Origin of the sequence: Klebsiella sp. TF21-TM (assembly GCF_019753495.1) — a bacterium.
In the GTDB taxonomy this organism is placed as follows: domain Bacteria; phylum Pseudomonadota; class Gammaproteobacteria; order Enterobacterales; family Enterobacteriaceae; genus Klebsiella; species Klebsiella quasipneumoniae.
This window is the reverse complement of sequence record NZ_JAIJYL010000009.1, coordinates 36,673-60,089: the sequence shown is the minus strand read 5'-3', so window position 1 is coordinate 60,089 and position 23,417 is coordinate 36,673. Positions and strand designations below refer to the sequence as shown.

At 60.1% G+C, this 23,417-nt stretch carries 27 protein-coding genes; 18 read left to right on the top strand and 9 right to left on the bottom strand.

The window, feature by feature from the left end; genetic code table 11:
* The first annotated feature begins 9 nt into the window (after nt 1-9).
* The 12 genes from cysD (at nt 10) to rpoS (ending at nt 9,819) form a co-directional block, all read left to right on the top strand.
* A complete protein-coding gene (gene cysD / locus K5R89_RS10775; RefSeq protein ID WP_002915160.1) occupies nt 10-918 on the top strand; it encodes a sulfate adenylyltransferase subunit CysD in 909 nt (302 codons plus the stop codon).
* 9 nt (nt 919-927) lie between these two features.
* Complete coding sequence (gene cysN, locus K5R89_RS10770; RefSeq protein ID WP_023290822.1) at nt 928-2,355, top strand: sulfate adenylyltransferase subunit CysN; 1,428 nt, start codon at nt 928-930, stop codon at nt 2,353-2,355.
* Nucleotides 2,355-2,960 (top strand): adenylyl-sulfate kinase, encoded by a 606-nt coding sequence (gene cysC / locus K5R89_RS10765; protein WP_002915158.1) that lies wholly within the window; start codon nt 2,355-2,357, stop codon nt 2,958-2,960. Before cysN ends, cysC begins: the two co-directional genes overlap by 1 nt.
* A 50-nt stretch (nt 2,961-3,010) precedes the next feature.
* Nucleotides 3,011-3,337, top strand: a complete 327-nt coding sequence (locus tag K5R89_RS10760; protein ID WP_004205590.1) for a DUF3561 family protein — start codon at nt 3,011-3,013, stop codon at nt 3,335-3,337.
* A gap of 140 nt (nt 3,338-3,477) precedes the next feature.
* Nucleotides 3,478-3,795 (top strand): cell division protein FtsB, encoded by a 318-nt coding sequence (gene ftsB, locus K5R89_RS10755; RefSeq protein WP_002915156.1) that lies wholly within the window; start codon nt 3,478-3,480, stop codon nt 3,793-3,795.
* 19 nt (nt 3,796-3,814) lie between these two features.
* On the top strand, nt 3,815-4,525 hold the full coding sequence (ispD, locus tag K5R89_RS10750; protein ID WP_017899180.1) for a 2-C-methyl-D-erythritol 4-phosphate cytidylyltransferase: 711 nt from the start codon (nt 3,815-3,817) through the stop codon (nt 4,523-4,525).
* Nucleotides 4,525-5,004 (top strand): 2-C-methyl-D-erythritol 2,4-cyclodiphosphate synthase, encoded by a 480-nt coding sequence (ispF, locus tag K5R89_RS10745; RefSeq protein ID WP_004181093.1) that lies wholly within the window; start codon nt 4,525-4,527, stop codon nt 5,002-5,004. The genes ispD and ispF overlap by 1 nt, the downstream gene beginning before the upstream one ends.
* The gene (truD, locus tag K5R89_RS10740; RefSeq protein WP_032453903.1) at nt 5,001-6,050 is read left to right on the top strand and encodes a tRNA pseudouridine(13) synthase TruD; all 1,050 of its coding nucleotides are present in this window, start codon (nt 5,001-5,003) and stop codon (nt 6,048-6,050) included. Before ispF ends, truD begins: the two co-directional genes overlap by 4 nt.
* The gene (gene surE, locus K5R89_RS10735) at nt 6,031-6,792 is read left to right on the top strand and encodes a 5'/3'-nucleotidase SurE (RefSeq protein ID WP_004205600.1); all 762 of its coding nucleotides are present in this window, start codon (nt 6,031-6,033) and stop codon (nt 6,790-6,792) included. Before truD ends, surE begins: the two co-directional genes overlap by 20 nt.
* Entirely contained in the window at nt 6,786-7,412 is a 627-nt protein-coding gene (locus K5R89_RS10730; protein ID WP_023290820.1) for a protein-L-isoaspartate(D-aspartate) O-methyltransferase, read from the top strand. The genes surE and K5R89_RS10730 overlap by 7 nt, the downstream gene beginning before the upstream one ends.
* Before the next feature lie 125 nt (nt 7,413-7,537).
* Nucleotides 7,538-8,668 (top strand): murein hydrolase activator NlpD, encoded by a 1,131-nt coding sequence (gene nlpD, locus K5R89_RS10725; protein ID WP_023290819.1) that lies wholly within the window; start codon nt 7,538-7,540, stop codon nt 8,666-8,668.
* Between the two features lie 158 nt (nt 8,669-8,826).
* Nucleotides 8,827-9,819, top strand: coding sequence for an RNA polymerase sigma factor RpoS (gene rpoS, locus K5R89_RS10720; RefSeq protein ID WP_002915106.1), 993 nt, complete (start codon nt 8,827-8,829; stop codon nt 9,817-9,819).
* 52 nt (nt 9,820-9,871) lie between these two features.
* Here the strand turns inward: rpoS and K5R89_RS10715 are convergent, their stop codons facing one another.
* Nucleotides 9,872-10,249, bottom strand: coding sequence for a cytoplasmic protein (locus K5R89_RS10715; RefSeq protein WP_049014501.1), 378 nt, complete (start codon nt 10,247-10,249; stop codon nt 9,872-9,874).
* Nucleotides 10,246-11,448, bottom strand: a complete 1,203-nt coding sequence (locus K5R89_RS10710; protein WP_110243428.1) for an MFS transporter — start codon at nt 11,446-11,448, stop codon at nt 10,246-10,248. Before K5R89_RS10710 ends, K5R89_RS10715 begins: the two co-directional genes overlap by 4 nt.
* 108 nt (nt 11,449-11,556) lie before the next feature.
* On the opposite strand from K5R89_RS10710, the gene K5R89_RS10705 reads away from it, so the two are divergent.
* The gene (locus K5R89_RS10705) at nt 11,557-12,444 is read left to right on the top strand and encodes a LysR family transcriptional regulator (protein WP_032453901.1); all 888 of its coding nucleotides are present in this window, start codon (nt 11,557-11,559) and stop codon (nt 12,442-12,444) included.
* An 8-nt stretch (nt 12,445-12,452) separates the two neighbouring features.
* Here the strand turns inward: K5R89_RS10705 and K5R89_RS10700 are convergent, their stop codons facing one another.
* Complete coding sequence (locus K5R89_RS10700; protein ID WP_023290815.1) at nt 12,453-12,860, bottom strand: MarR family winged helix-turn-helix transcriptional regulator; 408 nt, start codon at nt 12,858-12,860, stop codon at nt 12,453-12,455.
* Between the two features lie 172 nt (nt 12,861-13,032).
* On the opposite strand from K5R89_RS10700, the gene K5R89_RS10695 reads away from it, so the two are divergent.
* The 4 genes from K5R89_RS10695 (at nt 13,033) to K5R89_RS10680 (ending at nt 15,884) form a co-directional block, all read left to right on the top strand.
* The gene (locus tag K5R89_RS10695) at nt 13,033-13,626 is read left to right on the top strand and encodes a non-oxidative hydroxyarylic acid decarboxylases subunit B (RefSeq protein WP_023290814.1); all 594 of its coding nucleotides are present in this window, start codon (nt 13,033-13,035) and stop codon (nt 13,624-13,626) included.
* Nucleotides 13,626-15,053 carry a non-oxidative hydroxyarylic acid decarboxylases subunit C gene (locus K5R89_RS10690; protein WP_004205612.1) on the top strand — a complete coding sequence of 476 codons (1,428 nt, stop codon included), beginning with the start codon at nt 13,626-13,628 and terminating at the stop codon, nt 15,051-15,053. The genes K5R89_RS10695 and K5R89_RS10690 overlap by 1 nt, the downstream gene beginning before the upstream one ends.
* A 10-nt stretch (nt 15,054-15,063) precedes the next feature.
* Nucleotides 15,064-15,300 (top strand): non-oxidative hydroxyarylic acid decarboxylases subunit D, encoded by a 237-nt coding sequence (locus tag K5R89_RS10685; RefSeq protein WP_032453899.1) that lies wholly within the window; start codon nt 15,064-15,066, stop codon nt 15,298-15,300.
* Nucleotides 15,301-15,731: 431 nt separating this feature from the next.
* Nucleotides 15,732-15,884: a Hok/Gef family protein gene (locus tag K5R89_RS10680; protein WP_009651623.1), complete on the top strand. Its 153-nt coding sequence runs from the start codon at nt 15,732-15,734 to the stop codon at nt 15,882-15,884.
* A 119-nt stretch (nt 15,885-16,003) separates the two neighbouring features.
* Here K5R89_RS10680 and mutS read toward each other — a convergent pair whose 3' ends face one another.
* On the bottom strand, nt 16,004-18,565 hold the full coding sequence (gene mutS, locus K5R89_RS10675) for a DNA mismatch repair protein MutS (protein WP_043520744.1): 2,562 nt from the start codon (nt 18,563-18,565) through the stop codon (nt 16,004-16,006).
* Nucleotides 18,566-18,861: 296 nt separating this feature from the next.
* On the opposite strand from mutS, the gene K5R89_RS10670 reads away from it, so the two are divergent.
* The gene (locus K5R89_RS10670) at nt 18,862-19,029 is read left to right on the top strand and encodes a hypothetical protein (RefSeq protein WP_162838135.1); all 168 of its coding nucleotides are present in this window, start codon (nt 18,862-18,864) and stop codon (nt 19,027-19,029) included.
* On the opposite strand, the gene K5R89_RS10665 is transcribed toward K5R89_RS10670, so the two are convergent.
* From K5R89_RS10665 to K5R89_RS10645, 5 genes are all read right to left on the bottom strand, one after another.
* Nucleotides 19,026-19,643 (bottom strand): Fic family protein, encoded by a 618-nt coding sequence (locus K5R89_RS10665; RefSeq protein ID WP_065812342.1) that lies wholly within the window; start codon nt 19,641-19,643, stop codon nt 19,026-19,028. The genes K5R89_RS10670 and K5R89_RS10665 overlap by 4 nt on opposite strands.
* Nucleotides 19,644-19,758: 115 nt before the next feature.
* Nucleotides 19,759-20,538 carry a heme ABC transporter ATP-binding protein gene (locus tag K5R89_RS10660; RefSeq protein WP_072420510.1) on the bottom strand — a complete coding sequence of 260 codons (780 nt, stop codon included), beginning with the start codon at nt 20,536-20,538 and terminating at the stop codon, nt 19,759-19,761.
* A complete protein-coding gene (locus K5R89_RS10655; protein ID WP_049014492.1) occupies nt 20,531-21,526 on the bottom strand; it encodes an iron ABC transporter permease in 996 nt (331 codons plus the stop codon). Before K5R89_RS10655 ends, K5R89_RS10660 begins: the two co-directional genes overlap by 8 nt.
* Complete coding sequence (locus K5R89_RS10650) at nt 21,526-22,344, bottom strand: hemin ABC transporter substrate-binding protein (protein ID WP_101976232.1); 819 nt, start codon at nt 22,342-22,344, stop codon at nt 21,526-21,528. Before K5R89_RS10650 ends, K5R89_RS10655 begins: the two co-directional genes overlap by 1 nt.
* Complete coding sequence (locus tag K5R89_RS10645; RefSeq protein ID WP_064155038.1) at nt 22,341-23,372, bottom strand: hemin-degrading factor; 1,032 nt, start codon at nt 23,370-23,372, stop codon at nt 22,341-22,343. Before K5R89_RS10645 ends, K5R89_RS10650 begins: the two co-directional genes overlap by 4 nt.
* Nucleotides 23,373-23,417 lie beyond the last annotated feature (45 nt).

The window sequence follows — 23,417 nt, the reverse complement described above, 5'->3', positions numbered from 1 at the left end:
GGAACGGTTATGGACCAAAAACGACTCACTCACCTGCGGCAACTGGAGGCGGAAAGCATCCATATTATTCGTGAGGTGGCCGCCGAATTTTCTAACCCGGTGATGATGTACTCCATCGGGAAAGATTCCAGCGTAATGCTGCATCTGGCGCGCAAAGCGTTTTATCCGGGAACCCTGCCGTTCCCGCTGCTGCACGTCGATACCGGCTGGAAATTCCGTGAGATGTATGAGTTCCGCGACCGTACCGCCAAAGCCTATGGCTGCGAGCTGCTGGTGCATAAAAACCCGGAAGGGGTGGCGATGGGCATCAACCCGTTCGTCCACGGCAGCGCCAAGCATACCGATATCATGAAAACCGAAGGGCTGAAGCAGGCGCTGAACAAATACGGCTTTGACGCCGCATTCGGCGGCGCGCGGCGTGATGAGGAGAAATCCCGCGCTAAAGAGCGCATCTACTCCTTCCGCGACCGCTTCCACCGCTGGGACCCGAAAAACCAGCGTCCGGAACTGTGGCACAACTACAACGGCCAGATTAACAAAGGCGAAAGCATCCGCGTCTTCCCGCTCTCCAACTGGACCGAGCTGGATATCTGGCAGTACATCTATCTGGAAAACATCGAAATCGTGCCGCTGTATCTGGCCGCTGAGCGCCCGGTGCTGGAGCGCGACGGCATGCTGATGATGATCGACGACGACCGTATCGATCTGCAGCCGGGCGAAGTGATTGAAAAACGGATGGTGCGTTTCCGTACCCTCGGCTGCTGGCCGCTGACCGGCGCGGTGGAGTCTGAAGCGCAGACGCTGCCGGAAATTATTGAAGAGATGCTGGTATCCACCACCAGCGAACGTCAGGGGCGCGTCATCGATCGCGACCAGGCCGGCTCGATGGAGCTGAAGAAACGTCAGGGTTATTTCTAAGGAGCCGCCATGAACACGACCATTGCCCAACAAATTGCCAATGAAGGCGGCGTAGAAGCTTATCTGCACGCGCAACAGCACAAGAGCCTGCTGCGTTTTCTGACCTGCGGCAGCGTCGATGACGGTAAAAGCACCCTGATTGGCCGTCTGCTGCACGATACCCGCCAGATCTATGAAGATCAGCTCTCTTCGCTGCACAACGACAGCAAGCGTCACGGCACCCAGGGTGAAAAACTGGACCTGGCGCTGCTGGTGGATGGCCTGCAGGCCGAGCGCGAGCAGGGCATCACCATCGACGTGGCCTATCGCTACTTCTCGACGGAAAAACGCAAATTTATCATCGCCGACACCCCGGGGCACGAGCAGTACACCCGCAATATGGCTACCGGCGCGTCCACTTGCGATCTGGCGATCCTGCTGATCGACGCGCGTAAAGGCGTGCTCGACCAGACCCGCCGTCACAGCTTTATCTCCACCCTGCTGGGCATTAAACACCTGGTGGTGGCGGTCAACAAAATGGATCTCGTCGAGTTTAGCGAAGCGCGTTTCAACGAGATCCGTGAAGCTTACCTGACTTTTGCCGAGCAGCTGCCGGGCAACCTCGATATTCGCTTTGTGCCGCTGTCGGCGCTGGAGGGCGATAATGTCGCCAGCCAGAGCGCGAACATGCCGTGGTACAGCGGCCCGACTCTGCTGGAAGTCCTCGAAACGGTGGAGATCCAACGGGTAGTGGAGAGCCAACCGCTGCGCTTCCCGGTGCAGTATGTTAACCGTCCGAACCTCGATTTCCGCGGCTTCTCCGGTACGGTCGCCTCCGGCACCGTGCAGGTCGGCCAGCGTCTGAAGGTGCTGCCGTCGGGCGTCGAGTCGAGCGTGGCGCGTATCGTCACCTTCGACGGCGATCTGCAGGAAGCCGCCGCCGGGGAAGCCATTACCATTGTGCTGAAAGATGAAATCGACATCAGCCGCGGCGACCTGCTGGTTGACGCGCAAGCCACGCTGCCGGCGGTGCAAAGCGCCAGCATCGACGTGGTGTGGATGGCCGAGCAGGCGTTGACCCCGGGGCAGAGCTACGACATCAAAATCGCCGGTAAGAAGACCCGCGCCCGCGTGGATGCTATCCGTTACCAGGTGGATATTAACAACCTGACCCAGCGTGAAGTCGAGTCTCTGCCGCTGAACGGCATCGGGCTGGTGGAGCTGACCTTTGACGAACCTTTAGTGCTGGATCCCTATCAGCAAAACCCAGTGACCGGCGGGCTTATCTTTATCGATCGTCTGACCAACGTCACCGTCGGCGCCGGGATGGTCAACGAGCCGCACCTGCAGGCGCCGACGTCGGCATCGCAGTACAGCGCTTTCGAGCTGGAACTGAACCAGCTGATCCGCAAACACTTCCCGCACTGGGACGCCCGCGACCTGCTGGGAGGCAAATAATGGCCCAGCATGACGAAAACGTCGTCTGGCATGCCCATCCTGTGACCCAGCAGCAGCGGGAACAGCATCACGGCCATCGCGGCGTGGTGCTGTGGTTTACCGGCCTTTCGGGGTCGGGTAAATCCACTGTCGCCGGGGCGCTGGAAGAGGCCTTGCATGAGCGCGGCGTCAGCACCTATCTGCTGGACGGCGATAACGTACGTCATGGCTTGTGCAGCGACCTGGGATTCAGTGATGAGGATCGCAAAGAGAACATTCGCCGCGTCGGTGAAGTGGCCAGGCTGATGGTCGATGCCGGGCTGGTTGTATTGACGGCATTTATATCTCCGCACCGCGCGGAGCGACAGATGGTGCGCGAGCGCCTGGGGGAGGGACGCTTTATCGAAGTGTTCGTCGATACCCCGCTGGCCATCTGCGAGGCGCGGGATCCGAAAGGATTGTATAAGAAGGCGCGGGCAGGGGAATTACGCAATTTCACCGGTATAGACTCGGTCTATGAGGCACCGGAAAAGGCGGAAATTCATCTGGATGGTGAACAATTGGTAACAAATTTGGTGCACCAACTATTAGACCTGCTGCAACAGAGCGATATTATCAGATCCTGAAACGGCAGCGGCATCGAGGGGTGCCGGTTGCCCGGTCTACAGGATTCGATATGCGCAATACCCAGAACCTCAGTATTATTCGTTCAGAACCGCCTCCGGCGACCGGCGACGAGACCACCTGGTCTTTGTCGGGCGCTGCCGTGGGCTTTATTTCATGGCTGCTGGCGCTGGGTATTCCCTTCCTTCTCTATGGCAGTAATACACTTTTCTTCCTCCTCTACACCTGGCCATTCTTCCTTGCGTTGATGCCGGTGGCGGTGGTGGTCGGTATTGCGCTGCACTCTCTGCTCAATGGCAAACTGCTCTATAGCGCCAGCGCGACCATCCTGACCGTCGGGCTGATGTTTGCGCTCCTCTTCCTCTGGCTGTTGGGATAACCCGTTTCTGGTATGAATCAAGCATGGGTATCAGCAGCAAAAATATGGTACAGTCCCCGCGTTACGCGGCATCGTCCGCGCGCCCCGGTAGCGTACCCGGGCGAGTTTTGGGATGATGATGCCGTTTTTCAGGGGGCAGGATGGGTAAACTAACGCTGCTATTATTAGCTTTGCTGGTCTGGCTACAGTATTCGCTGTGGTTCGGTAAAAACGGCCTGCATGACTACACGCGGGTTAACGACGACGTCACCGCCCAGCAGGCGACTAACGCCAAATTAAAAGCACGCAACGATCAGCTGTTTGCCGAAATTGACGACCTCAACGGCGGTCAGGAAGCGATCGAGGAGCGTGCGCGCAATGAACTCAGCATGACCCGCCCGGGCGAAACCTTCTATCGTCTGGTACCGGATGCGTCTAAACGCAACCAGGCATCGGGGCAACAGCAGAACAATCGATAACCAGGCCCAGGATTACAACATGGCAGCCACTTTTCCGGGCATTTGCGCCGTGGTGCCGGCAGCCGGTTTCGGCCGCCGCATGCAAACGGAATGCCCGAAACAATATCTCTCAATCGGTAACAAAACGATTCTCGAACATGCGGTCGCCGCGCTGCTGGCGGATCCGCGCGTCCAGCGCGTGGTGATTGCCGTCAGCCCCGGCGATCGGCGCTTCAGCCAGCTGCCGCTGGCCCAGCACCCGCAAATTACCGTCGTGGATGGCGGCGCCGAGCGCGCCGATTCGGTGCTCGCCGGCCTGCAGGCGTTGCCGGAGGCGCAGTGGGTGCTGGTGCATGACGCCGCGCGCCCCTGCCTGCATCAGGATGACCTCAGCCGCCTGCTGGCACTCTGTGAAACCAGCCGCGTCGGCGGGATCCTCGCAGCGCCGGTGCGCGACACCATGAAGCGCGCCGAGCCGGGCAAAACCGCCGTCGCCCATACCGTCGATCGTAATGACCTGTGGCACGCGCTCACCCCGCAATTTTTCCCTCGCGAGCTGCTGGTGGATTGCCTCACCCGGGCGCTGAACGAGGGGGCCACCATCACCGATGAAGCCTCGGCGCTGGAGTACTGCGGCTTCCATCCGCAGCTGGTCGCCGGACGCGCTGATAATATTAAAGTGACGCGTCCGGAAGATCTGGCGCTGGCGGAATTTTACCTCACCCGTTCCCGACACCAGGAGAAAGCTTAATGCGAATTGGACATGGTTTTGACGTACACGCTTTTGGCGGTGAAGGCCCAATCATCATTGGCGGGGTACGCATTCCTTATGAAAAAGGGCTGCTGGCCCACTCCGACGGCGACGTCGCGCTGCATGCGCTGACCGATGCGCTGCTGGGCGCCGCGGCGCTCGGCGATATTGGCAAGCTGTTCCCGGATACCGATCCGGCGTTTAAAGGCGCCGACAGCCGCGAACTGCTGCGCGAAGCGTGGCGCCGCATTCAGGCCAAAGGCTATACGCTCGGCAACGTCGACGTCACCATTATCGCCCAGGCGCCGAAAATGCTGCCGCATATCCCGCAGATGCGCGTTTTTATCGCTGAAGATCTCGGCTGCCATATGGACGACGTCAACGTGAAAGCGACCACCACCGAGAAGCTGGGCTTCACCGGCCGCGGGGAAGGGATCGCCTGCGAAGCGGTCGCGCTGCTGCGTAAGGCCGACAAATGATCGCCTTTGACCAACTGACCTGGCTGCACGGCAAGCCGCAGAGCAGCGGGCTGCTGAAAGCCAATCCGGAAGATTTCCTGGTGGTGGAAGACCTGGGCTTCGCCCCGGACGGCGAAGGCGAGCACGTGCTGGTGCGGATCCTCAAAAACGGCTGCAATACACGCTTTGTCGCCGATGCGCTGGCGAAATTCCTCAAAATCCATGCCCGTGAAGTGAGCTTCGCCGGGCAAAAAGATAAGCACGCCGTCACCGAGCAGTGGCTGTGCGCCCGGGTGCCCGGCAAAGAGATGCCGGATCTGAGCAAATTTCAGCTCGAGGGCTGCCAGGTACTGGAATATGCCCGCCATAAGCGTAAGCTGCGATTAGGCGCGCTGAAGGGCAACCAGTTTACCCTGATCCTGCGCGAGGTAAGCGATCGCCAGGAGGTGGAGACGCGTCTGCAGGCCATCGCTGAACGGGGCGTGCCGAACTATTTCGGCGCTCAGCGCTTTGGCATCGGCGGCAGCAATCTGCAGGGCGCGCTGCGCTGGGCGGAGAGCGGCGCGCCGGTGCGCGATCGCAATAAGCGCAGTTTTTGGTTGTCGGCGGCCCGCAGCGCGTTGTTTAATCAGCAAGTCAGTATTAGATTAAAAAAAACGGAATTTAATCAGGTTGTTGATGGCGATGCGCTACAATTAGCGGGGCGTGGGAGCTGGTTTGTCGTCACACCGGAAGAACTCGAGGTTTCGCAGGCGCGGGTGCATAACCGCGAACTGATGATCACGGCTGCGCTGCCGGGCAGCGGCGACTGGGGAAGCCAGCGCGACGCTCTGGCCGCCGAGCAGGCCGCCATCGCCGAGGAAACCTTGCTGCAGACACTGCTGGTGCGGGAGAAAGTCGAGGCGGCGCGCCGGGCGATGCTCCTCTATCCGCAGCAGCTGAGCTGGAACTGGTGGGATGATGTAACCGTTGAACTGCGTTTCTGGCTGCCGGCGGGCAGCTTCGCCACCAGCGTGGTCAGGGAGCTTATCAATACAACGGGTGACTATGCGAATATTGCTGAGTAACGATGACGGGATCCATGCGCCGGGGATACAGACCCTGGCGAAGGCCTTAAGGGAGTTTGCCGAGGTCCAGGTGGTTGCACCCGATCGTAACCGCAGCGGGGCTTCGAATTCGCTGACGCTGGAATCGTCACTGCGCACCTTTACCTATGAAAATGGCGATATCGCCGTCCAGATGGGGACGCCGACGGACTGCGTCTACCTTGGCGTGAACGCGCTGATGCGCCCGCGTCCGGACATCGTCGTTTCCGGAATCAACGCCGGGCCCAACCTGGGCGATGACGTCATTTACTCCGGCACCGTGGCGGCGGCGATGGAAGGCCGCCATCTGGGATTCCCCGCGCTGGCCGTGTCGCTCAATGGCTATCAACACTACGACACCGCCGCGGCGGTGACCTGCACTCTCCTGCGCGGACTCAGCCGTGAACCGCTGCGCACCGGGCGGATCCTCAACGTCAATGTCCCGGACCTGCCCCTTGACCAGATCAAAGGTATCCGCGTGACCCGCTGCGGCAACCGCCATCCTGCCGACCAGGTGATCCCGCAAAAGGATCCGCGCGGCAATACCCTTTACTGGATTGGCCCGCCGGGCGATAAGCGCGACGCCGGGCCGGGCACCGATTTTGCGGCAGTGGATGAAGGCTATGTTTCCGTTACGCCATTGCACGTCGATTTAACCGCCCATCAGGCGCATGAGGTGGTCACCGATTGGCTGGAACGTGTCGGGGTTGACAGGCAATGGTAAGTAAACGTGTTGAAAGTTTGTTGAATCAACTGCGCACGCAGGGCATCGTCGATGAACGTGTCCTCGAGGCGATCGCGCGCGTCCCGCGCGAAAAATTTGTTGATGAAGCCTTTGAACATAAAGCGTGGGAAAACACCGCGCTGCCGATTGGCCAGGGGCAAACCATCTCCCAGCCGTACATGGTGGCGCGGATGACCGAGCTGCTGGCGCTGACGCCGGAGTCGCGGGTGCTTGAGATCGGCACCGGTTCCGGTTACCAGACCGCCATCCTGGCGCACCTGGTGCATCACGTTTGCTCGGTAGAGCGAATTAAGAGTTTACAGTGGCAGGCGCGTCGTCGCCTGAAACAACTTGATTTACATAATGTTTCAACCCGTCATGGCGATGGGTGGCAAGGTTGGCAGGCGCGGGCGCCGTTTGATGCCATTATTGTGACGGCGGCGCCGCCGGAAATACCGACCGCGCTGCTGGCGCAGCTGGATGACGACGGCGTGCTGGTACTGCCGGTCGGCGAGGAGCATCAGTTTCTCAAACGGATCCGTCGCCGGGGCAACGAATTTATCATTGATACCGTCGAGGCCGTTCGCTTTGTTCCCCTGGTGAAAGGGGAGCTGGCCTGAGACCCGGATTATTCCAGGTTTTTTTTGCCTGACTTTAGGCGTAGGGTGGACACATTTTTCAGTGTCCTGGCCGGGCGTCGCCCGGTAAGCAAGATATTGGCAGTTAACATATTCCTGGGGGATAAATGAGCGCGGGAAGCACCAAATTTACCGTCAGCCGTATTGCGGCTCTTTCACTGGTTTCACTCTGGCTGGCCGGATGTACCAACACCAATAATCCGCCTGCGCCGGTTAGCTCTGCCGGCGGTGCCGCCTCTTCCAGCACCAATTCCGGCATGTTGATTACGCCGCCATCCTCCGGCGTCCAGTCTGCTCCTCAGGCGCAGCCGATCCAGCCGGTGCAGACCCAGACCATTCAGCCGCAGCCAATGGCGCAGGAGCCGGTGCAGACGGTGAATGGCAAGATCGTTTACAACCGCAAATATGGCGATATTCCGAAAGGTAGCTATACCGGCGGCAGTACCTATACGGTCAAACGCGGCGACACCCTGTTCTATATCGCCTGGGTCACCGGCAACGATTTCCGTGACCTGGCGCAACGCAACAATGTCCCGGCCCCGTACGCCCTGAACGTCGGTCAGGTGCTGCAGGTCGGCAACGCTTCAGGCCAGCCGATCACCGGCGAAAACGCCGTTTCTCAGGCCAGCGCAAGGGCGAGCGGCGGTGCGACGGCCACCACAACTTCTGCACAAAAATCGACCGCGGTGGTTGCTTCACAACCGACTATTACGTATTCTGAATCCTCAGGTGAACAAAGTGCTACCAAGATGTTGCCTAATAATAAACCAGCGACCACGACCTCGACGGTTGTCGCGCCGGTGACGGCACCTACAACGGTGAGCACAACCCAGCCGACTGCAAGCAGTACGTCAACCAGTTCGCCGATCTCATCATGGCGCTGGCCGACTGATGGCAAAGTTATCGAGAACTTTAGTGGCGCGGAAGGCGGCAATAAAGGTATCGACATTGCAGGCAGTAAGGGACAGGCTATTGTCGCGACCGCCGATGGGCGCGTCGTCTATGCCGGTAACGCACTGCGCGGCTACGGTAATCTTATTATCATCAAACACAACGATGATTACCTGAGTGCCTACGCTCATAACGATACCATGCTGGTTCGGGAGCAACAGGAAGTCAAAGCGGGGCAGAAAATCGCTACCATGGGTAGCACCGGAACCAGCTCAACAAGATTACATTTTGAAATTCGTTACAAGGGGAAATCCGTCAACCCGCTGCAGTACTTACCGCAGCGATAATTTGGCAAAGTACGGATAAGCGAAGCATTAGCTAACAGGCGCCAGGGCGGTGTCTATGCGCCTCTCGCTGAGAGGAGTAGGGGAAATCGTCCTGGCGTCTTTTGTTGATGCGCCGTGGAAGGTGCTTTGCTCAGGGATCACGGGTAGGAGCCACCTTTATGAGTCAGAATACGCTGAAAGTTCATGATTTAAATGAAGACGCGGAATTTGATGAGAACGGAATTGAGGTTTTCGACGAGAAGGCCTTAGTAGAAGAGGAACCCAGTGATAGCGATCTGGCTGAGGAAGAGCTGCTGTCGCAAGGCGCAACGCAACGCGTGCTTGACGCCACTCAGCTTTATCTTGGAGAGATTGGTTATTCCCCACTGCTGACCGCGGAAGAGGAAGTCTATTTCGCGCGTCGCGCACTGCGTGGTGATGTCGCTTCACGCCGTCGCATGATTGAAAGCAACCTGCGTCTGGTGGTGAAGATTGCCCGTCGTTACAGCAATCGTGGTCTGGCGCTGCTGGATCTGATTGAAGAAGGTAACCTCGGCCTGATCCGCGCCGTTGAGAAGTTTGACCCGGAACGTGGGTTCCGTTTTTCGACCTATGCGACCTGGTGGATCCGTCAGACCATTGAACGGGCGATCATGAACCAAACCCGTACGATCCGTTTGCCGATCCACATTGTCAAAGAGCTGAACGTCTATCTGCGTACCGCGCGCGAGTTGTCCCACAAGCTGGACCACGAGCCGAGCGCGGAAGAGATTGCCGAACAGCTGGACAAACCGGTCGATGACGTCAGCCGTATGCTGCGTCTGAACGAGCGCATCACCTCGGTGGATACCCCGCTGGGTGGCGATTCAGAAAAAGCGCTGCTGGATATTCTGGCCGATGAGAAAGAGAACGGCCCGGAAGACACCACGCAGGACGATGATATGAAACAAAGCATCGTTAAATGGCTGTTCGAACTGAACGCCAAGCAGCGTGAGGTTCTGGCGCGTCGTTTCGGTCTGCTGGGTTATGAAGCCGCCACCCTGGAAGATGTGGGCCGTGAAATTGGCCTCACTCGCGAGCGTGTGCGTCAGATCCAGGTGGAAGGTCTGCGTCGCCTGCGGGAAATTCTGCAGGGGCAAGGACTGAATATCGAAGCGCTCTTCCGCGAATAAGATCTTTTCTCTCAAAAAGGCCCCCTCGAAAGACGGGGCCTTTTTCTTTGCGCTAGCCGAGGCGGGTTTCCTGCAGATGGCGCCAGACAATTTTCCCTTCCGCTTGCTGAAAAATCGCCGTCGACCAGCGTACGTTCTCACTGCCATCCGCCAGCGTTTGGCGTTCACGGTACAGCACGGCGGCGCCGTCGTGCCACTCGCTGATGATTTTCGCCTGATCCACCACAATGTGTAATTTCGGACGGCTTGCTCCCGCCTGGTGGAAAAAACGGCTCACCGTCGGGTAGTCCATCTTCTCGCCGCTCAGAGGGATCATGGTGAATTCGGCGGCAAAGCGGCTCATCAGCGCCTCAGCGCTTCCTTCCCCGTGGCTTAACCAGCGTTCGATAAGGACATGGGCGTCGACGACTTCCTGCAGATAAGGGTTCATGACTTCTCCAGAGTAGTGTGCAGGCGATGGATAATCGCCCGATTATTCAGCCGCAGGCAAAACAGCAGCGGCAACAGGGTTATGGCGGCGGCGCAGCTAAACGCGCCCTGCCAGGCGTAGGCCGGCGGGAATACCCTCAACAGCAGGGCGAGCAGCGCGCTGCCGGCAAAGAAGCTGAGCTGGCGGTTAAGGTTCCACAGCGCGCTGGCGTCAGGCATCTCTTCGCCAGGCGTATGCAGGAAAGCGCTGCTTTGCGCGGTGCTGCTGCATAAGCTGCCTCCGCCGCCCATCAGCGTAAAGGCCAGAATCAACAGCGCCAGCGGGCTGTGTGCATCGACCTGCAGCAGCAGCAGGATCCCCGCCGCCTGTAGCAGGCAGCCGACCATCACCAGCGGCCGCGGCCCGAAGCGGTTGAAATACCTGCCGGTAAAGGTGATGGCGGCAAACGAGGCCAGCGACCACGGCACCATCAGGGCGCCAGTGGCCCCCGGCGCCATCCCGGTGACGCGTTGCAGGTAGAACATTCCCACCACGTTGACGGCAATAAACATCCCCGGTACGCAGAGATAGATCAGCATGGCGAAGCGCAGGAGAGGATCGGCCAGCAATGACAGCGGGAGAAAGCGGGTCGGCCGGACGGGAGCGGGGCTGTCGTTTAGCCATCGCGCCGCCAGCATAAAGGTAAGCAGGGCGACAGGCAGGCTGGCGAAAAAGACCCAGCGCCAGCTGAACGCCTGGACGAGCAGACCACCGATCGCCGGCGAGCAGGCGGGCGCCAGCAGGCCGACCAGCATCACCGCCGCCGACAGCTTCGCCCGCTCCTGCGGCTGAAACAGCGGCCACGTCAGCGCCTGGCCGAGGGGGATTAACAGCCCGCCGCCCATCCCCTGCAGCGTACGCCAGAAAATCAGCTCACCCAGGCTATGGGCCAGCCCCGATGCCAGCGCGCCGAGGCTGAACAGCCCCAGCGAGAGTAAAAACAGCCGTTTTGGCCCACAGCGCTGGCTGAGCCAGGCGCTGAACGGTACGACGGCCGTCAGGCCAAGAATATAGGCATTGCTGACCCACGCCAGCTGCGAGACGGACACCGCCAGCTCGTGGCTGATAGCCGGGAAGGCAATGCTGGCGATAAACATATTGATTAGGTCGAGAAAAAAGCCGAACAGAAAAACGGTGGCAACGCGGTGGCGATAGGTCATGATTCACTCCCTCAGACAGGCGGCTACTGTAAACCCGGCGCCGCGGGGGATAAACGGGGCGAATCGGGATATACTGTCTGAATATTTTTGACAATCATCCGGACGACGATGCTAAACCTTCAGCGCGTGACCATGTTTATCGCCGTGGTGGACGCCGGCAGCTTTACCCAGGCCGCCGCGGCGCTGGGGCAGACCAAGGCGGTGGTCAGCTTTAACGTACGGCAACTGGAAAATGAGCTGGGGGTGACGCTGCTGCTGCGCTCGACGCGCCGTCTGCGGCTCACTGACGCCGGGGCGCTGTTCTATCAGCGTGGGGTGGCGCTGCTCAAAGCGGCGGAAAATCTGCAGGATGAGGTCCGGGCCAGCCATAGCGGTTTAAGCGGAGAGCTGCGGATCACCACCACGCCGGAGTATGGCGCGCAGGTCATCATCCCGGCGCTGGCGGCGTTTTCCCGTCATCATCCGGCGCTACGGGTGCGGCACGTCTCGTCCTCCCATCATGCGGATCTTATCTCCGAACGATTTGACGTGGCGATACGCCTCGGTACGCTGGCCGATTCCCGCTATCGGGCGACGCGGATAGCCAGTTTCGCGATCCTGCCCGTTGCCTCCCCGGCCTGGCTGGCGAGCCATCCGGTGCTGACGCTGTCCGATCTGGCGCAAGCTGACTGGATTATTCACGAGCGTCTGCCGGCCCCGCTGCGCTGGCAGCTGCGAACGGATGAACAGGCAGAGGTGGATTTTACGATAGTCAACGCGCCACGGTTTTCAGCCGACAGCGCCACGGCGCTGATGAGCTTTGCTCTAGCCGGATGCGGCATCGCTTTGCTGCCAGCCTGGCTGGTGGCCGGTAAACTGGCGCAGCGGGAGCTGGTGGCTGTCCTGCCGGAATACCATTTCCCGCCGCAGGGAGTGTATGCCCTTTATCCCGATGCGCAGCATATGCCTACCCGGGTGCGGACGTTTATCGACTTCCTGCGCGAGCAGCTCGGCTAGGCGCTTGCTCAGGGAACCATCATTTTACGCACCAGCCGGGAGAACTGTTCGCGTTCATCATCGCTCAGGCGGCCAAGAAACTCGTCATCGACCTCATTGCCTTGCGGAATGGAACGGTTAAGCAGCGCCTCGCCTTCGTCGGTCAGATAGACAAAACGGCGGCGTTTATCGGCCGGATCGTGCTCCCGGCGCACCAGGCCGCGCGCTTCCATCCGGCTGAGCATCTCCGCCAGCGTGGCCTTCGTACTGACCGCCGCTTCAATCAGCACCACCTGTTCGATACCCGGTTGCTCCGCAACCGAGCGCATCACCGCATACTGAGGCTTAGTCAGGTCCGGTAACGCCTGCTGCCAGCGGGCGGTATGTTGTTGAAAAAGCTGGCGCAGCAGGTGGAATGCTTCGTTTCGTAACTCCATGGATACTCCGTAACAAAACTGTCACCTCTATGATAGCCGTTCGTACGCCTTTTTATACCTTTTCCCTGTTTGATTAAAAATGCGCACGTATACGAACGATCTTGTCATTCGGCTCAGGAGAGGGTAATTTAAGCATAAAGTTCGTGTACGAACAAATTGAATGAGGTCTGGAATGAAACTGATTGTTGGGATGACGGGGGCCACCGGGGCTCCGCTTGGGGTGGCATTACTGCAGGCGCTGCGCGATATGCCGGAGGTGGAAACCCATCTGGTGATGTCGAAGTGGGCCAAAACCACCATCGAGCTGGAAACGCCCTGGACGGCACGGGAAGTGGCCGCGCTGGCGGACTTTTCCCACAGCCCGGCCGACCAGGCCGCCACCATCTCATCAGGTTCATTTCGTACCGACGGCATGATCGTGATTCCCTGCAGTATGAAAACGCTGGCAGGCATTCGCGCAGGCTATGCCGAGGGGCTGGTGGGACGCGCGGCGGACGTGGTGCTTAAAGAGGGGCGCAAGCTGGTGCTGGTCCCGCGGGAAATGCCGCTCAGCACGATCCATCTGGAGAACATGCTGGCGCTGTCCCGTATGGGCGTGGCGATGGTGCCGCCGATGCCGGCTTACTATAACCACCCGGAGACGGTTGACGATATCACCAACCACATTGTGACCCGGGTGCTGGATCAGTTTGGCCTCGACTATCACAAAGCGCGCCGCTGGAACGGCTTGCGCACGGCAGAACAATTAGCACAGGAGATCGAATAATGGCTTTTGATGATTTGCGCAGCTTTTTGCAGGCGCTGGATGACCAGGGACAACTGCTGAAAATCAGTGAGGAGGTGAACGCTGAGCCAGACCTGGCGGCGGCAGCCAATGCCACCGGACGCATCGGCGACGGCGCCCCGGCGCTGTGGTTCGATAATATTCGCGGCTTTACCGACGCCCGGGTGACGATGAACACCATCGGCTCGTGGCAGAACCATGCCATCTCGCTGGGCCTGCCGCCCAACACGCCGGTGAAAAAGCAGATTGATGAATTCATCCGCCGTTGGGATAACTTCCCGGTGACGCCAGAGCGCCGCGCCAACCCGGCATGGGCGGAAAACACCGTGGATGGCGATGATATCAACCTGTTCGATATTCTGCCGCTGTTCCGCCTCAACGATGGCGACGGCGGGTTCTACCTCGACAAAGCCTGTGTCGTTTCGCGCGATCCGCTTGACCCTGACAACTTCGGTAAGCAAAACGTCGGTATCTACCGTATGGAAGTGAAAGGCAAGCGCAAGCTCGGCCTGCAGCCGGTGCCGATGCACGATATCGCCCTGCATCTGCATAAAGCGGAAGAGCGCGGGGAAGACCTGCCGATCGCCATTACCCTCGGTAACGACCCGATTATCACCCTGATGGGCGCCACGCCGCTGAAATACGATCAGTCAGAATATGAAATGGCCGGCGCGCTGCGCGAGAGCCCGTATCCCATCGCCACCGCGCCGCTGACCGGCTTTGACGTGCCCTGGGGTTCGGAAGTGATCCTCGAAGGGGTGATTGAAGGCCGTAAGCGTGAGATAGAGGGGCCGTTCGGTGAGTTTACCGGCCACTACTCCGGCGGTCGTAACATGACGGTAGTGCGCATCGACAAAGTCTCGTATCGCAGCAAACCGATTTTTGAATCGCTCTATCTCGGTATGCCGTGGACCGAAATCGACTATCTGATGGGCCCGGCCACCTGCGTGCCGCTGTATCAGCAGCTGAAGGCAGAGTTCCCGGAAGTGCAGGCGGTCAACGCTATGTACACCCACGGTCTGCTGGCGATTATCTCCACCAAAAAACGCTACGGCGGTTTTGCCCGCGCGGTGGGTTTGCGGGCGATGACCACTCCCCACGGCCTTGGGTATGTGAAGATGGTGATCATGGTTGATGAAGACGTCGACCCGTTCAACCTGCCGCAGGTGATGTGGGCGCTCTCCTCGAAGGTTAACCCGGCGGGAGACCTGGTGCAGTTGCCGAACATGTCGGTCCTTGAACTTGACCCAGGCTCCAGCCCGGCGGGCATCACCGACAAGCTAATTATCGACGCCACCACCCCGGTTGCGCCGGACCTTCGCGGCCACTACAGCCAGCCGGTGCAGGATCTGCCGGAAACCAAAGCCTGGGCTGAAAAACTGACCGCTATGCTGGCCAACCGTAAGTAAGGAGAAGAAGATGATTTGTCCACGTTGCGCCGATGAAAAGATTGACGTCATGGCGAAATCGCCGGTGAAAGGAGTCTGGACGGTGTATCAGTGCCAGCACTGTCTGTATACCTGGCGGGATACCGAGCCGCTGCGCCGCACCAGCCGTGAGCACTATCCCGAAGCGTTCCGGATGACGCAGAAAGATATTGATGAAGCGCCGCAGGTGCCGCACGTCCCGCCGCTATTGTCGGAAGATAAGCGTTAATGAAAAGAGCCCGCTAAGGGCTTATCCTGTTAAGGTTATTTTACCTGCCATTTTAAAATTGGGTCGTGCGCAAACTGCCTGCGACCATCACGCCGACTGGGATAATCTCTCCGTCGGCTTTTTTATATTTCGCAAAATGATAAAAGTTATTTACTCATTAAATCCAGAAATTATGTAAAGGGGTAATATAATGGGGCGACTTTGCGAGTCGGCTTCCAGATTAATATAAAATCCGTCTGATTAATTCCTTGTAGATAAATTTCACGCCATGACGAGTATAGAATAGCGGCGGGTGCTTGAGGCTGTCTGGCCTTGAGCAAGACCAGGCCCCCAGACAGACGAAAGCCCCAGGAGATATTTCTATCAACTGAGGCTGACGGATGAACCTGAACAATTCAGATGTTAGTCTCTTCTTTGCAGGGAGGCAAGACATGCTAACAAAATATGCCCTTGTGGCAATCGTCGTACTGTGTATTACGGTACTGGGATTTACGCTTTTGGTGCGCAGCTCGCTGTGCGAACTCAGTATTAAAGAGCGTAGTATGGAGTTTAAAGCTGTTCTCGCTTACGAATCGAAGAAATAGCATCCGCGCGGGGGAAACCCCGCGTATTGGTTGTCAGGACGCATCCTCTCGCACCCATTTTGCATTTGTTAAAACGGCAGCACCGCAGGGCGCTGCCGTTTTTTCACGTTAAAAGAGACCTACACCAGGCTCTTCAGGCGATAGATCCACTCCAGCGCCTGACGCGGGGTCAGGGAGTCCGGATCAAGATTCTCCAGCGCCTCAACCGCAGGCGAGGTCTCTTCCGGAGCGGCGAGCAGCGACATCTGCGTGCCGTCGACCTGGGTCGCCGCCGCGTTGGGCGAGATACTCTCCAGCTCGCGCAGTTTCTGCCGCGCGCGCTTGATCACCTCTTTCGGCACCCCGGCCAGCGCGGCGACCGCCAGGCCGTAGCTCTTGCTGGCCGCGCCATCCTGCACGCTGTGCATAAAGGCGATGGTGTCGCCATGCTCCAGCGCGTCGAGATGGACGTTGGCGACGCCTTCCATTTTCTCCGGCAGCTGAGTGAGCTCGAAGTAGTGGGTGGCGAACAGCGTCAGCGCCTTGATTTTGTTGGCCAGATTTTCCGCACAGGCCCATGCCAGCGACAGACCGTCGTAGGTGGACGTGCCGCGGCCAATCTCATCCATCAGCACCAGGCTGTGTTCGGTGGCGTTGTGCAGGATATTGGCGGTTTCAGTCATCTCCACCATAAAGGTCGAGCGGCCGCTGGCCAGGTCATCCGCCGCGCCGACGCGGGTAAAGATGCGATCGATGGGGCCTATCTCCACCTTCTGCGCCGGGACGTAGCTGCCGATATAGGCCAGCAGCGCAATCAGCGCGGTCTGGCGCATATAGGTACTTTTACCGCCCATGTTCGGCCCGGTGATGATCAGCATCCGCCGCTGCGGCGCCAGCTGCAGCGGGTTGGCGATAAACGGCTCTTTCAGCACCTGCTCGACCACCGGATGGCGGCCTTCGCTGATGCGAATGCCCGGCTTATCGCTAAAGGTCGGGCAGCAGTAGTTGAGGGTTTCCGCGCGTTCCGCCAGGTTGACCAGCACGTCCAGCTCGGCCAGCGCGCTGGCGCTCGCCTGCAGGTCGGCAAGGTGCGGCAGCAGCAGGTCGAACAGTTCGTCATAAAGCTGCTTTTCCAGCGCCAGCGCTTTGCCCTTGGAGGTCAGCACCTTATCTTCGTATTCCTTCAGCTCAGGAATAATATAGCGTTCGGCGTTTTTCAGCGTCTGGCGACGCACGTAGTGGATCGGCGCGAGGTGGCTCTGGCCGCGGCTGATCTGGATGTAGTAGCCGTGGACGGCGTTGTAGCCGACCTTCAGGGTGTCGAGGCCCAGCCGCTCGCGCTCGCGGATCTCCAGCTTATCGAGATAATCGGTGGCGCCATCGGCCAGCGCCCGCCACTCGTCCAGCTCTGCGCTGTAGCCTGGAGCGATGACCCCGCCGTCGCGGACCAGCACCGGCGGGGCGTCGATCACCGCGCGCTCCAGCAGTTCGCGCAGTTCGCTAAACTCGCCCATTTTTTCGCGCAATTTTTGCACCGGCTGACTGTCAACGTCAGCCAGCTGCTCGCGCAGCAGGGGCAACTGCTGCAGGGCATGACGCATGCGGGCTAAATCGCGTGGACGGGCGGTACGCAGCGCCAGACGCGCCAGAATACGTTCCAAATCACCAACCTGGCGCAGCACCGGCTGCAGCTCGGTATAGCGCTCCTGCAGCGCGCCGATGGTCTGCTGGCGCTCCACCAGTACGGCGGTATCGCGGACCGGCATATGCAGCCAGCGCTTGAGCATCCGGCTGCCCATCGGCGTCACCGTACAGTCGAGTACCGAGGCCAGAGTGTTATCGGTGCCGCCGGCGAGATTCTGGGTGATCTCGAGGTTACGGCGGGTGGCTGCATCCATAATGATGCTGTCCTGCTGGCGCTCCATGGTGATGGAGCGAATATGCGGCAGCGAGGTGCGCTGGGTGTCTTTGACATACTGCAGGAGGCAGCCGGCGGCGCACAGGCCGCGGGGGGCGTTTTCCACGCCGAAGCCGACCAGATCGCGGGTGCCGAACTGCAGGTTAAGCTGCTGGCGCGCGGTGTCGATTTCAAATTCCCACAGCGGGCGACGGCGCAGACCGCGGCGGCCTTCGATCAGCGACGATTCGGCAAAATCTTCCGCGTACAGCAGCTCCGCCGGATTAGTACGCTGCAGCTCTGCCGCCATGGTTTCGCGGTCGGCCGGTTCGCTCAGGCGGAAGCGGCCGGAGCTGATGTCCAGCGTCGCGTAGCCAAAGCCTTTGCTGTCCTGCCAGATGGCGGCCAGCAGGTTGTCCTGACGCTCCTGCAGCAGCGCTTCATCGCTGATGGTGCCCGGCGTGACGATACGCACCACTTTACGCTCGACCGGCCCTTTGGTGGTGGCCGGGTCGCCTATCTGCTCGCAAATAGCTACCGACTCGCCCTGATTAACCAGTTTCGCAAGATAGTTTTCCACCGCGTGGTGGGGGATGCCGGCCATGGGAATGGGTTCGCCCGCGGAGGCGCCGCGTTTGGTCAGCGAGATATCGAGCAGCTGCGACGCGCGTTTCGCATCGTCATAAAACAGCTCGTAAAAATCCCCCATCCGGTAAAACAGCAGAATGTCAGGATGTTGCGCCTTCAGCTTGAGATACTGCTGCATCATCGGCGTGTGGGCGTCGAGATTGTCAATTGTGCTCATGGGGTGTTATCCAGATCCCTGATTTGAAATGGCTGCGATTTTGTTGTTTTCGTCGTTATCACATGGATGAGACATGATAACGGAGATGGGCAGGCGAGGGAAACTGACGAACGCGCGCGGCGCGATCCGGATTCCAGTTGCAGAGGGGGATGAGTCATCACAAGCCAGCATCAGGATGTGCAGTTACCGGTTCAAAAAAGCCCTATCCGATATTTCCCTGGATAAGCCTTAACGGCAGCAGTTAGCAACGATCCTTGATATACTGAAACCATCAGGTGAATGAAAAGGGAGATGCCATGAGTCACAACAAAAAAGATCAGGCCACATACGCCAGACCTTCCCGCGCTGACATCGTTCGTTCTGTTGCGACATCAACCGCGGTCGAGACAGGGCAACCCTCAGCCAGAGTTGAAGAGAGTCTTGAAGCCGCGCGCAAAAAATATGCGCATCTTCGTCTTGCCTAATCCCTTCTTAAGGCCATGCTGACCCAGTGTTTCATCGGTCGATAGTCCAGAGTCAAACCTGTATGGATAGCCGATATATACTGGGTTTTGTTTTGTTCCCAGCTTTGATAATTCAGCGGTTTATAGCCAGCCTGCACCGCCATCACATCAGCTAATAATCGTGATAAACGCCCGTTACCCTCTCTGAATGGATGGATGAGGATCAATTCAACATGTGTGACTGCGATAGCTTCTGTGAGCTGCAATTCACTCATGCCTGAACAAGGCGTATAATGAGCAAGGTATTTCTTATCAAAATCGTTTAGCAGTTTAGCCAGCTGTGCTGAAGGGGCGAACATAAAATCGCCTTTACTGATATTGACCGTTCTTTCCTGGCCTGCCCATGCATAGATATTGCCTAACCAGCGATAATGCCACTTTTTCAGGATGTTGACGCTGAGCAATCCGGTTGGAAAGTGTTCCTCAAAAACCGAGCGATAAAGTTGTTCCAGCAGTACCAGTTCTACGCTATCCATCTCATTTGCGTCAGCGATCCCGAGTTTATTAGCCAAAACCCGTTCACCTGAATTTTTCTCATACTGGCCTTCGCTGCCAGCAACTGTGTATCGGCTCATGGGGACCCTCAAAAGGGAACGCTGATAGATATGAAAGTATAATGCTCATCAGCTTTTGCGGTGTAATACCGAACGCGCGCGGCGCGATCCGGATTCCAGTTGCGCCGCGCGGGGGTTACGGCGCCAGATAGACCTGGGGGGCCGCGTTGTCCGGATGCTGGCCGAGGCGGACATCCGCCCCGTACCAGCGATGGATAACCGACTGCTGGATCACCTCCTGCGGCGTCCCCTGGGCGACCAGGCGGCCCTGGTGTAGCAGCAGGATGCGGTCGGCCCACAGGGCGGCGAGGTTAAGGTCATGCAGCACCACGCACACGTGCAGTTGCCCGCCGGCGGTGAGCCGTTTGAGCAAGCGCAGCAGATGCTGTTGATAGTAAAGGTCCAGCGCCGAGGTGGGCTCATCGAGAAACAGCCAGCCCTGCGGCGCGCCGTCGCGCCACAGCTGCGCCAGACAGCGGGCGAGCTGCACCCGCTGCTGCTCGCCGCCGGAGAGGCCGGGATAGCGGCGGCCGGCAAGGTCATCGCAGCCGGTGACGGCCATTACCGCCGCCAGCTCCGCCGGGTCCGCGGTCGGGCCCCACGGCGAGCGCCCCATGGCGATGACCGTTTCCACCGTCCAGTCGGCCTGCAGGGCCGTACGCTGTAGCATGACCGCCCGCCGGCGCGCCAGCGCCTCGGGTGACCACGCCTCCAGCGGCGTGCCCGCCAGACGGCGGGTGCCGCTATCCGGGGTCAGGTACCCGGTCAGCAGCCGCAGCAGGGTGGATTTGCCCGCGCCGTTCGGCCCGATAAGCGCCGTCATCTCGCCGCCGCGCAGCGCGACGGAGATGTTGTCGATAATCTGCCGCTGGCCGAGGCGAAGCGCCAGCCCCTGCGCGCAATATTCATTAGCCATGTTTGGGGTTCTCCCGACGAAAGACCAGCCACAGAAACCAGGGGGCGCCCAGCAGGCTGGTGAGCAGACCGACCGGCATCTCCGCCGGCGCCGCCACGGTGCGGGCCAGGGTGTCGGCCAGCAGAAGCAGGATCGCGCCGGCCAGCAGCGAGCCGGGGATCAGCCCGCGATGGTCCGGCCCCAGCCACAGGCGCATCAGGTGCGGCACCACCAGGCCAATAAAGCCGATGACGCCGCTGATGGCCACCGCCGCGGCCACCAGCACCGCGCTGCACAGCAGCAGCCAGCGCTGCAGCGCCCGCACGTTGACCCCAAGATAGTGCGCTTCTTCATCGCCGAGCTGCAGCAAATTCAGGCGGGAGGCCATCCACCACACCGCCAGCGCCGCCGGGATGATCAGGGTCGCAGCCACCAACAGGGTCGGCCACTCGGCCTGGCCCAGGCTGCCCATGCCCCACAGCGACAGCTGGCGCAGCTGGGCGTCGTTGCTCAGCCAGGCCAGCACGCCGACCAGCGCCCCGCACAGCGCGTTGATGGCGATCCCCACCAGCAGCAGGCGCGACAGCGACCCCTCCTCCGCCCGGCTGAGGATAAAAATCACCACCATCACCGCCAGGCTGCCGATAAACGCCGCCAGCATCGGCATATACAGAGCGATCAGCCCCGTTGCGGAGAGCGGGAGCACCAGCCAGCTGGCCACCGCCAGCGCGGCGCCGCTGCTGATGCCCAGCAGGCCCGGGTCGGCAAGCGGGTTGCGAAACAACCCCTGCATCACGCAGCCGGAGAGGGCCAGCGCCGCGCCTACCAGCAGGGCCAGCAGCACCCGCGGCAGACGGATGGTCAGCCAGATGTGGCGCAGCATCTCATCCCCGGCGGGCAGCAGGCTGGCCAGCGGCAAACGCATCGCGCCAAGGGTGGTGGCGAACAGCGTCAGCAGGACCAGCAGCAGCGTCATCAACAGCAAACGGCGGGCGAGGGCAGGGCGCATCAGGGCAGATGCTCCGCTTTTTCACGCAGCGCGATTATCGCCTGCGGGGTGCGCGGCCCGAAGCCGAGCAGGGCCATATCGTCGATCGTCAGCAGCTGCTTATGACGCCCCGCCGGGGTCTGCGCCAGGCCGGGCAGTTTCCACAGCCCGGCTTCGCCGCCCATCCCTTTGAGACCATCGGCGGAGATCACCACCAGATCCGCCTGGCTGGCGGCCACCCCCTCCTGCGACATCGCCCGATAGTGGTCGAAGCCCTGCATCGCGTTCTGCAGACCGGCGGCGCGAATGGCGCCATCGGCCGCGGTGCGTTGCCCGGCCACCAGGGTATTCATTCCGCCGTGGCTGAGAATAAACAGCACCCGCCTGGCAACCGGCTGCGTTGGAATGGCGGCGATCTGTTGCTGAAGCTGCTGGCGCAGCGCGTCGCCCGCCGGGGTTTTGCCTAACGCTTCGGCAATGACGGCCACTTTGCTATCGATCGCGGCCAGGCTTTCGCCGCCCGGCACGTTAACCACCTTCACGCCGCTCGCCTGCACCTTGTGTAAGACCAGCGAGGGCTGCGCCTGGGCGCTCGCTAACACCAGCTGCGGGCGTAACGCGAGGATCCCCTCGGCGTTCAGCTGCCGCAGGTAGCCGACATCCGGCAGCTTTTGCGCCGCCGGGGGCCAGCTGCTGGTGCTGTCCCGGGCGACCAGGCTCTGTTGCGCGCCAAGGGCATAGACGATCTCAGTGACATCGCCGCCGAGGGTGACGAGCCGCTCCACGGCGGCGTGGCTCAGCAACGGGAAGGCGATGAGAAGCAGTAACCAGCGCATCATGCGGGCAGTCCTTCGCGGGTCAGACGATCCACCTGCTGGCGCCATTGCGCCTGCTCGGGGTGGCCCTCGCTGCGCTGGCCATAGAGCTGGGCGATCTGGGTGCCGTCTTTGGCGAACAGCTCGACGCTGGTGACGTGTCCGTCTGAGGTCGGCTTGCGGGTCACCCACACTTCATCGAGGCTCTCTTCACGCAGATGCAGAGTAAAGGTGGGATTGAAGATATTCAGCCAGCCGCGCATCGGCGCCAGCTTTTCCAGGGCGCCGGTGAAGATCTGCACGCAGCCGCGATTGCCGACGAAGATCATGATTTCATTGCCTTCCTGGCGCACCGTCTCCAGTAGCGCTGGCAGCGCATGGCGATCAACGCGGCAGGCGAGGTCGTCGCTCACCAGGCGGAAGGCCTGCTGGCGGGAAAGCTGATATTTACGCAGCAGACCGAAGAACTGGTGTACGTCGGTCATCGCGCGCCAGTCGTTCTCCAGGGCGGCGCCGTCGGCGCTCTCGGCATATTTCACCGGCTCCAGCGGGCGCAGGGCCAGCGGCGCCGGGGCCGCCACCCGATGTTCTGCGATCAGGGTGTCCCAGGCCGCCATGTCGGTCTGCGTGGTCGCATAGACTTTCAGCAGGGCGTCGCCGTGGTGGTCGAAAAACTGAATGCTCTGGCGACCGTTATCGTTCAGATGGAAGGCGCTGGCCCACTGGCTGAGGAACAGACGCAGGTCGAGCGCGCGCGGGTTGAGCACCAGCCCGGCGTGGCCGCTGAGGTGCTGGTGCGTGAACTGGCCGACCTGCTCATGGACGGCATACTCGTTGCGGCAGATGCATTTGGTTTCACCGACGCGCTCCAGGGCGGCAATCAGCGCCCGGGCGTCATCGATCAGGCGCACGGCATCGTGACCGAGGCGGGCGGCGGTCAGCTCGGCTTCGCTGATCCCCATTTCCGCGGCGATATCGCGGGCATATTTCGCGGTGCTGGACGCTTTGGCGGCCTGGTAGCGCTGCCACAGATCGGGGTGGGCATTGGGCATAATCATATCCTTCTCAATGTTCAATATCCCCGGCCGGCGGGCCGG